Source organism: Enterobacter sp. A103, from assembly GCF_034427535.1.
In the GTDB taxonomy this organism is placed as follows: domain Bacteria; phylum Pseudomonadota; class Gammaproteobacteria; order Enterobacterales; family Enterobacteriaceae; genus Enterobacter; species Enterobacter asburiae_B.
Genome location: NZ_JAXQPQ010000024.1, coordinates 1 through 8,031, shown reverse-complemented (window position 1 = coordinate 8,031; position 8,031 = coordinate 1). Strand labels below are relative to the sequence as shown.

Sequence of the window (8,031 nt, the reverse complement as noted above, 5' to 3'; positions counted from 1 at the left end):
CAATAATCAATTAATTCCATCAGCACATTAATCATAAAGGGCGGGGGGGGGGGTACTTCCGCCCTTTAAAGATATAAAAAACCAAATAATAAGAAGTTAATGCCATTAATGTAAACATTGATAATGAAATATATAAGCTTGAATAAAATAAAAACAGTGAAAAGTCATTTGTAGATGCCAGTTTCAATAACTTGACTGATGTGGTTAGCTCTTTATTAATACAAAGGAAAGTAAAGTTGCTTACTAGGAATAGAATGGAGGAGCAAATGGAAACCTTGATGGCTTTTGTTTTTCCAATGGATGGAATGGTGAGTTTTTTCATGGAGAACAAAAAAACCATCAAGCTAAATAAAGGTGCTGTTTTGCAATAATCACTCATTGCTCTACTCATTAACGGGTTTTTTGCGGACGTTATTCCCGGGAGGTTAGCGCTACTGTTAACGATGTAATGTAAAAAGATGGAGTCAGGGTTGTTTGTATAGATAATGAGTATTATCAATAATGGAATGGCTGCTATCATTGAAATGATGAAAAGTATTTTGTTATTAGAACCATTTTTTTCTCTGCTTTTATTATTTTCGATCATTGGAGCATCCTGTTTAGATAAGTGCACTCATGTTAATATTGTAATGACACAGTATGTTTATGATAATGCAAGTATTGTTATGAATTTAATTAGTGAGAATGTTTTTTATAAAAATTAAGTTAAACTAAAAACAATAAAAAATAAAGGGTTTAACAATGGAAAAAGTACTTTATGTTGTGGTGGTTTTGGCTATTTTGTCTCTGACAGCCTGTCAGGTGAATGATATTCATGATACTGGTGGTGGTGCCGTTGCACCAACGTCAACCGTGATAGGTGTCAATTTGGAAAGGTACGGAGGCAATGATCCGTAAAGGATCTTCTTGAGATCTTTTTCAATGAGTCGTAATCTCTTGCTCTGTAAACGAAAAAACCACCCTGGCAGGTGGTTTTTCGAAGGTTAGATCATCCTGGCAGATGTTCTAACCGCGGTAACTGGCTAACGCAGAGCACAATTACCAAAACAGTCCTTCCAGTGTAGTCGTTATCAGGCACACACTTCAAGAACTCAGTGACATCCTTTTAACATTAAGTGCTCTGCGAACCTGTTACCAGTGGCTACCGCCAGTGGCGATTTGTCGTGTCTTTCAGGGTTGGACTCAAGAGAACAGTTACCTGAACAGGCGTGGTAGTCGGACTAAACGGGGAGTTCGTGCATATAGTCCAGCTTGGAGCGAATCACCTGTCAGGAACCCAGTTGCACGGGAAGGAATGAGAAAACGCCACCTTACGGCGGACTGCAACGGGTAAACCTTACGGTGGGAACAGGAGAGCGCGCGAGGGAGCCACCAGGGGGAAACGCCTGGTATCTTTAAGTCCTGTCGGGTTTCGCCCGTACTGTCGGATTCATGGTTGAGCCTCACGGCTCCCACAGATGCACCGAAAAAGCGTCTGTTTATGTGAACTCTGGCAGGAGGGCGGAGCCTATGGAAAAACGGCTTCGCCGCGGCCTCATCGCTTCTCTGTTAAGCATCTTCCTGACCTCTTCTAGGACACATCGGCTCCGTTCGTAAGCCGGTACCGCTCGCCGCAGCCGAACGACTGAGCGCAGCGAGTCAGTGCGCGAGGAAGCGGAATATCTCCTGTATCGCATATTCTGCTGACGCGCCGGTGCCGCCTTTTTTTCTCCTGCCACATGAAGCACTTCACTGATTTTCGCATCCGTGCCAACATAGTAAGCCAGTATACACAGCGCTAGCGCACTGTGACTGGTTCAGGGCTGCGCCCCGAAACCCGCTGAGGTCAACGGCCTGACGCGCCCGGGCGGGCTTGCCGGCTCCCGGAAGACGCCCACAGACACGCTGTGTTCTTCTACGGGAGCTGCATTACATTGCTCCCTCAATATTTTTCACCGGAGGCCCTCTGAGTACGAAACGCGACAAGATGCTGACGATGTGGGTCACGCAGGATGAGCATCAGCAGCTGCTTGAACGCTGCGACGGAAAACAGCTGGCGACGTGGATGCGGCAAACCTGCCTCGATACCCGACCGGCGCGGTCATCACGGCTGCCGTCCATCGATCCGGTTTTACTGCGTCAGCTCGCCGGCATGGGCAATAACCTGAACCAGATCGCCCGGAAAATTAACGGCGGTCAGTGGGCAGGTGCTGATCGGGTTCAGGTGGTGGCTGCGCTGATGGCCATCGATGCCGGCCTTGAACGGCTGCGGCATACGGTGCGGGAAAACGGAGCCGGCGATGATCGTTAAATTCCATCCGCGCGGGCGCGGCGGCGGCAGTGGGCCAGTGGATTATCTGCTGGGTAAAGACCGGCAGCGTGACGGGGCGACGGTGCTGCAGGGAAAGCCGGAGGAAGTCCGGGAGCTGATAGATGCCTCACCGTATGCCAAGAAATACACTTCCGGGGTGCTGTCGTTTGCCGAGAGTGACCTGGCTCCCGGCCAGCGCGAAAAGCTGATGGCGAGTTTCGAGCGGGTTCTGATGCCCGGACTCGATAAAGACCAGTACAGCGTGCTGTGGGTGGAGCACGCCGACAAAGGGCGGGTGGAGCTGAATTTTCTCATTCCGAACACCGAACTGCTGACCGGAAAACGCCTGCAGCCTTATTACGACCGGGCCGACCGCCCGCGTATCGATGCGTGGCAGACGGTGGTGAATGGCCGGCTGGGACTGCATGACCCGAACGATCCGGCAAACCGTCGCGAGCTGGTCACGCAGTCAGCCCTGCCACAGGCGCAGCAGGAAGCCGTCAGAGCGATTACGCAGGGTTTAATGGTGTTAGCCTCATCCGGGGAGCTTAAAACGCGGCAGGACGTGACTGAGGTGCTTACGGCGGCAGGTTTTGAGGTGGTACGCACCACGCGAAGCAGTATCAGCATTGCTAACCCGGACGGAGGGCGAAATATCCGACTGAAAGGAGCTATCTATGAGCAGTCTTTTAACCTTGGCGAAAGACCTGGAGCAGAAATCGAAAGCGCAGCGGCAATCTACCGTCGAGATGCTGAAAGCCGCATTCAGCGAGCACGAGGCGTATGTAAATCAGGAATTGAGCGAAAGCGCGAAGCGAATCAACAGCGCTATCCTCGACCACGACCAGAAGCTGGCCTCCGCCATCAGCCAGAACACCAGAGGGATGCTGAAAACCATCGGGCGGACGTGGCTGATTATCGCCGGCGTGTCGTTCCTGCTGATCTGCACGAGCGGGAGCATTCTGTGGTGGCAGAACCAGAAAATTCGCGACAACTATCAGGCCCTCAGCGAGCAGAAAGACGCGCTGGCGAAGCTGAACGCGCGGACGTGGGGCGTGAGCTTTCAGACGTCCAGCGACGGACGGCGCTTTCTGGTGATGCCGGCAGGAACAACGCCGGAAGCCATTCCCTACAACGGTACGACGTGGGTACAACTGAAACAGGACTGACAGAGAATGACCGAACTGGAAACGCAATTATTGAGCGCATTCGAGCAACTGCAGCAGGATTACGCGCAGCAGCTGAGCGCGTGGGAAGCCGCCTCCTCGGAATTGCAGAGGATGTTTGGCATTACGCAACAGGAGAACGCGAGGCTGAGCGAGCGCGTATCGGACTTGAGCAGGCAGGTGCAGAGTTTGAGCGAGCAGCTGCGCCGCTTGTCCGTGAGATGAACGCCATTGAGCAGCGGCAGGCCCATGAGCGGGCGCTGCAGCACGAGAAAACGCTTGAGCCGGAGCGCCCGCAGCGACAAAAAGGTCTGGATGGTCCGTCGCTTTAACCGAACAGCCTGGACCAGAACCCTTTTTTTTGCGCCTGCTCCAGGCTTTCACTGAGCTTTCTGATTTCTTCCCGCAGCTGGTTTTTCTCGTCCTCATGCTGCTGATTTTCTTTTTCCCGCAGCGTTTTGTCTTCCAGCATCAACGTTATGGCCTGTTTCATTTCAGCCAGCTCTTTCTGCATGGCTGTCAGCTGCTCATGTGGGAAATTTTTCTGTGTATTTTCACGGTGTGAAATGCTGGGAATTTTTTTCTCAGGTAAATTCACATTGCCGTATACGCGGATCAGTTCGGATACATCCACGACCGGGTTGTTTTTCCCGTCGCGTGACACGGTCACCTTCCCTTGTTTTACGTGGTTATACAGCGTTCTCCTGGTGATGCCGGCTGCCTGTGCTGCCTGTGAAAGGTTGAGCAATGTTTTTGCCACTGTATACCCCTGATTTTTTTTGGTGTGAAAGGCGTGTAATTTCTCACTGCCATTATAGCGCCAATGTACCCCGGATTTGCTGGTGATAATGACGAGTTGCTGAATGCCATCAGCTGCTCATGCCGATTTTTTCCTGTTCCAATCGCCTGGTGATTGTCGCTGTATTGCGACAAGTGCAGTCACTGGTTTCCGCAGCCAGCAGCTGATGCAATAGCGGTACCAGATAAAACAGGAGCAAGACGATGAAGGTATTAACGGTAGTGGAACTGGCTGTGAAAGTGGTGGGACTGGTACTGGAGGCACTGATTCTGGCTATCGAGTCCGGTCTGCTCTGGCGGTGAACGGCAGAGCAGACCGGTGCTCAGGGGGAATTATTCCTGCAGGCCGCGATAGCCAGCTTCTTTCTGGTGCCGGACTGTCAGGATCACTATCCGGTCCGTTTCCCGGTCGTGGCGATAGAGCATCACATAACCACTGTCGCCAAATCCGATCACCAGTTCCTGGTATTCCAGTGGGAGAAGATAAACCGGGCGGCCCATGTCCGGCTGCGTTTTCAGCTGCTGGATAGCCCGGATTATCACTTCACCGGCTTTTCTGGCCGCCAGCCGGTTTTTGGTTTTGAGAAAATCCTGCAGGCGCTGTAAATCCAGCTGCGCCAGTGCGGAGACAATTACCTGTGGCATGGTGGAGCATCCTGCTCATTCTCAGTTCCCCAGGAATCTATCCACGCTTCCACCTCTTCGGCGTTCAGGTGCAGACCGGTTTCCTGATAGTGCTGCCATGCGGCCTGTCCATCCCTCAGGTACTGGCTGCGCTTTTCTTCCCGGTCGATGTATTCGGTGATCGCTTCCAGCATCAGAGCATGAGCGGAGCGATGGCGGTCATCGGCAAGGGTTTTCAGGCGGTCTTTGAGTTCATCATCAAGCCTGATGGATGTCGCTGCTGACATAAAATCACCGTTGTAGTCATGTGTAATACATATGACTACTTTAATCGGAGTCAGTGATATTTGCCAGAAATAGGGGCTGTGGCCGGGTAGCTGCGATAACTGCCAACTTTCAGACAGCCGCCTCGATCGGTAGTCTTGCTTCCATATCAAGTTCGAATATCTCGTAGGTAGTACGGCTCCCGTGCTGCGGTGGGTTTCAGGTTTGCTGATTGTGGAATTGCATGTGCCGGTGTGAGGTACAGCGCCGCCAGCACGGTCAGGACGAAGGATTTCATGGTTTAAAATCCAGAGTGGCGTTTTTGAATAGTTGCCAGGTTCTTTCATCCGGTGCCGGCGGGATTTTTGCACTCTTGATGGCTGCCAGAGTTGCCTGGCAGAGGGCCGGATCTCCCCCTTCTGTGGTGGCGTTGTTCAGAGTGCCGTCACGCTGGATACGAATCCGGACGGTACAGACCGTTCCTGCATACATTCCAGGATCATAAATTCTGTTTTCAATAGCATCTTTGATCGCCTGGGCATAGCCGGCGATGTCTGCGTTCGGACCAGCCTGGAGATCCCCCGGAAGGTCGCCAGCCTTGCTTGTGGCTGATTTGTCGGATTTCCAGTTACCTGTCTGTGATGTGGTACAGGCCACCAGAAACAGCGGTATTAAGAGCACCAGAGGTAAAACGTGTTTTGGCTGCATCAGGGCCTACCTGCGGGTTTTAGAGTCGGGTTCGTCGCGATATTTCCGGCATCTGCGTCACGGGCGGCCGTTATAGGCGTCCCAGTAAGTATCGATGGCGCCGCTCCTGAGAATATCGCTGCGTTTTTCAGGCTGGTCGGCGGCATATTCCTGGGTAATGAACCTGCTGGTTTGTCTTTCCCGGGAAAACGGCCCGTTCTCGCCGCTGAAGCTGTTTACCCGCTGCTGCGCCTGCGCGGTGGTCAGGTGTGCGGCCCGGTCCTTTTTCCCGATTTCGTAAAACTGTCTGAAGAACTGTGCCAGCAGGCGGGTATTGTCCGCCGTTAAGGGTTTTGTGTTGGGGTCAAAAGCGATCTGCTCTATCCGGAAGGCCGCATGGCGGGCATTTTTGTCCACGCTGGTCTGGTTCCCGGCGCAGGCCATCAGAAAGAACGGAATAAAAACGACAAGCGGTAAATGACGAATTAACTGGCGTACCGGTGGCATAGTGTTGAGGACCTGTCAGTGAAAAATATTACGCCTATATCTGCCACGCTTTACCGGCGCGTTCCTTGATATAAACACGGCTTTCACGCTGAATTCACCGCCAAAACCCCCCGCATGCAGCTGGCTGAATAGCCATGCATCCGGGTATGATTTATCCGGTGCGTTTCTGGCGGGTTTTCGGGTGGTTTGTTGCCGCTTTTACCGGTTATCCGTCAGAAACGCCCTGAGCGCGTTTTGGCGGTACGCGTAATGAGACGTTATGTTCAATCCCTTCCCCCCGCACCTGGTTATGCTGCTGCATAAATCATGCCTGTCTCTCCCTGTCTCCCGGTGAAATGAATATTTTTCATCCTGAAATAAACCATGTTGACTGTGGGTGTATAGAGGGCGTAGCATGCAATTACTGTATATAAAAACATTGTTATATATACAGTATTGAGGGTGTGGCAGAGCACTGATAACAGCGACCGGCGGATGGCCGGGCAGCAATAAACCGCACACCTGAATTCCAATAACAAAAATTAAAACAATAAAATAAAAAGAGGAAAAGATATGCCAGGATTTAACTATGGTGGCGGTGTTGGTGATGGTACTTCATGGAGTAAGGAGCGTGGTACAGGTCCGGAACCTGGTGGTGGATATAATGGCCATGCCGGTGATCATGATAATAACTCAGGCGGTTCTGGCAGTAGCCATGCCAGCTGGGCCGGCTCAGGGCCATTAAATACAACGCTGATTAATTCGGCAATTTCTGAGGCACTTCAAAATCAGCTGGTACGCAATACATTACCAGCGACTTCCACGCCTGCATACAAAGTGATGCGTGCAGCTTTTGATGCACTTCCCGTCGAACAACAGCCAGCCGCCCGCGATCAGATTACTCAGGCATGGCAACGGGCTCATGATGCAATGCCTGATAAAATCACAACAGAGCACGAAACGGGAGGTAGAAATGGGCATACCATTTATTCCACGACCAATAATCAGACAAAAATTAACCTTGGTAATATTATACCTCTGGTAACCAGTGATCTTAACCAGGCACTTGCACAGCATCAGAGCGCAGATGCTCTTCAGAAAAGCAGCGAGATTATTGCTGACGCAGGTGAAAAAATTGGCGCATATCTTGGCGATAAGTACAAAGCGGTGGCGAAAGAAATTGCCGCAGATATTAAAAGTTTTCAGGGCAAAACCCTTCGCAGCTTTGATGATGCGATGAAATCGCTGAATAAAATCACGTCAAATCCTGCCATGCATATTAATCAGGCTGACAGGGATGCGCTGGTGAATGCCTGGCAGCATGTTAATGTGCAGGATATGGCAAATAAGTTCGCCAATCTCAGTTCAGCTTTCAAGGTCGCTGATACGGTCATTAAAATTGAGAAGGTGCGCGAAAAAAGCATTGTGGGTTACCAGACGGGGAACTGGGGGCCTCTCATGCTGGAAGTGGAGTCATGGGTAGTCAGCGGCATGGCAGCAGGTGTGGCAATAGGTATTTTATCTATTTCAGCGCCCGTAATTGCCGCAACCTTTGGGATTCCTGTTACCGCAATCACGATTGCAGGTATCTTAGGTATTGGTTACTTGGCCTCATTTATTGATGATAGCGTTGTTGATGAGATCAATAATCAATTAATTCCATCAGCACATTAATCATAAAGGGCGGGGGGGGGGGTACTTCCGCCCTTTAAAGAT

The 8,031-nt window shown here is 51.2% G+C and carries 11 protein-coding genes and 1 pseudogene; 6 read left to right on the top strand and 6 right to left on the bottom strand.

What is annotated here, in order from left to right; all coding sequences use genetic code 11:
- Positions 1 to 31 precede the first annotated feature (31 nt).
- Positions 32 to 586, bottom strand: coding sequence for a colicin immunity protein Cui (gene cui, locus SPH27_RS22920; protein WP_322435920.1), 555 nt, complete (start codon positions 584 to 586; stop codon positions 32 to 34).
- 155 nt (positions 587 to 741) lie between these two features.
- On the opposite strand from cui, the gene SPH27_RS22915 reads away from it, so the two are divergent.
- The 5 genes and pseudogenes from SPH27_RS22915 to SPH27_RS22895 all read left to right on the top strand — a co-directional run bounded on the left by SPH27_RS22915 (position 742) and on the right by SPH27_RS22895 (position 3,681).
- Positions 742 to 897 carry a colicin release lysis protein gene (locus tag SPH27_RS22915; RefSeq protein ID WP_322435919.1) on the top strand — a complete coding sequence of 52 codons (156 nt, stop codon included), beginning with the start codon at positions 742 to 744 and terminating at the stop codon, positions 895 to 897.
- A gap of 1,069 nt (positions 898 to 1,966) precedes the next feature.
- Positions 1,967 to 2,290: a MobC family plasmid mobilization relaxosome protein gene (locus SPH27_RS22910; protein ID WP_322435918.1), complete on the top strand. Its 324-nt coding sequence runs from the start codon at positions 1,967 to 1,969 to the stop codon at positions 2,288 to 2,290.
- Positions 2,229 to 2,597, top strand: a pseudogene (locus SPH27_RS23150) (hypothetical protein); the annotation flags it as partial. The gene SPH27_RS22910 and the pseudogene SPH27_RS23150, both read left to right, overlap by 62 nt.
- A 370-nt stretch (positions 2,598 to 2,967) precedes the next feature.
- Positions 2,968 to 3,459, top strand: a complete 492-nt coding sequence (locus SPH27_RS22900; RefSeq protein WP_322435917.1) for an MbeB family mobilization protein — start codon at positions 2,968 to 2,970, stop codon at positions 3,457 to 3,459.
- A 6-nt stretch (positions 3,460 to 3,465) separates the two neighbouring features.
- The gene (locus SPH27_RS22895; protein ID WP_322435916.1) at positions 3,466 to 3,681 is read left to right on the top strand and encodes an MbeD family mobilization/exclusion protein; all 216 of its coding nucleotides are present in this window, start codon (positions 3,466 to 3,468) and stop codon (positions 3,679 to 3,681) included.
- Between the two features lie 103 nt (positions 3,682 to 3,784).
- Here the strand turns inward: SPH27_RS22895 and SPH27_RS22890 are convergent, their stop codons facing one another.
- From SPH27_RS22890 to SPH27_RS22870, 5 genes are all read right to left on the bottom strand, one after another.
- Positions 3,785 to 4,216 (bottom strand): hypothetical protein, encoded by a 432-nt coding sequence (locus SPH27_RS22890; RefSeq protein WP_322435915.1) that lies wholly within the window; start codon positions 4,214 to 4,216, stop codon positions 3,785 to 3,787.
- 371 nt (positions 4,217 to 4,587) lie between these two features.
- Complete coding sequence (locus tag SPH27_RS22885; RefSeq protein WP_322435914.1) at positions 4,588 to 4,899, bottom strand: type II toxin-antitoxin system RelE/ParE family toxin; 312 nt, start codon at positions 4,897 to 4,899, stop codon at positions 4,588 to 4,590.
- Positions 4,887 to 5,165, bottom strand: a complete 279-nt coding sequence (locus tag SPH27_RS22880; protein WP_322435913.1) for a CopG family ribbon-helix-helix protein — start codon at positions 5,163 to 5,165, stop codon at positions 4,887 to 4,889. Before SPH27_RS22880 ends, SPH27_RS22885 begins: the two co-directional genes overlap by 13 nt.
- A 271-nt stretch (positions 5,166 to 5,436) precedes the next feature.
- Positions 5,437 to 5,850, bottom strand: a complete 414-nt coding sequence (gene tolA / locus SPH27_RS22875) for a cell envelope integrity protein TolA (RefSeq protein WP_322435912.1) — start codon at positions 5,848 to 5,850, stop codon at positions 5,437 to 5,439.
- Positions 5,851 to 5,907: 57 nt separating this feature from the next.
- On the bottom strand, positions 5,908 to 6,336 hold the full coding sequence (locus SPH27_RS22870) for an Exc2 family lipoprotein (protein WP_322435911.1): 429 nt from the start codon (positions 6,334 to 6,336) through the stop codon (positions 5,908 to 5,910).
- Between the two features lie 552 nt (positions 6,337 to 6,888).
- Between SPH27_RS22870 and SPH27_RS22865 the strand changes: the two genes are divergently transcribed.
- The gene (locus SPH27_RS22865) at positions 6,889 to 7,989 is read left to right on the top strand and encodes a colicin-like pore-forming protein (RefSeq protein WP_322435910.1); all 1,101 of its coding nucleotides are present in this window, start codon (positions 6,889 to 6,891) and stop codon (positions 7,987 to 7,989) included.
- Positions 7,990 to 8,031 lie beyond the last annotated feature (42 nt).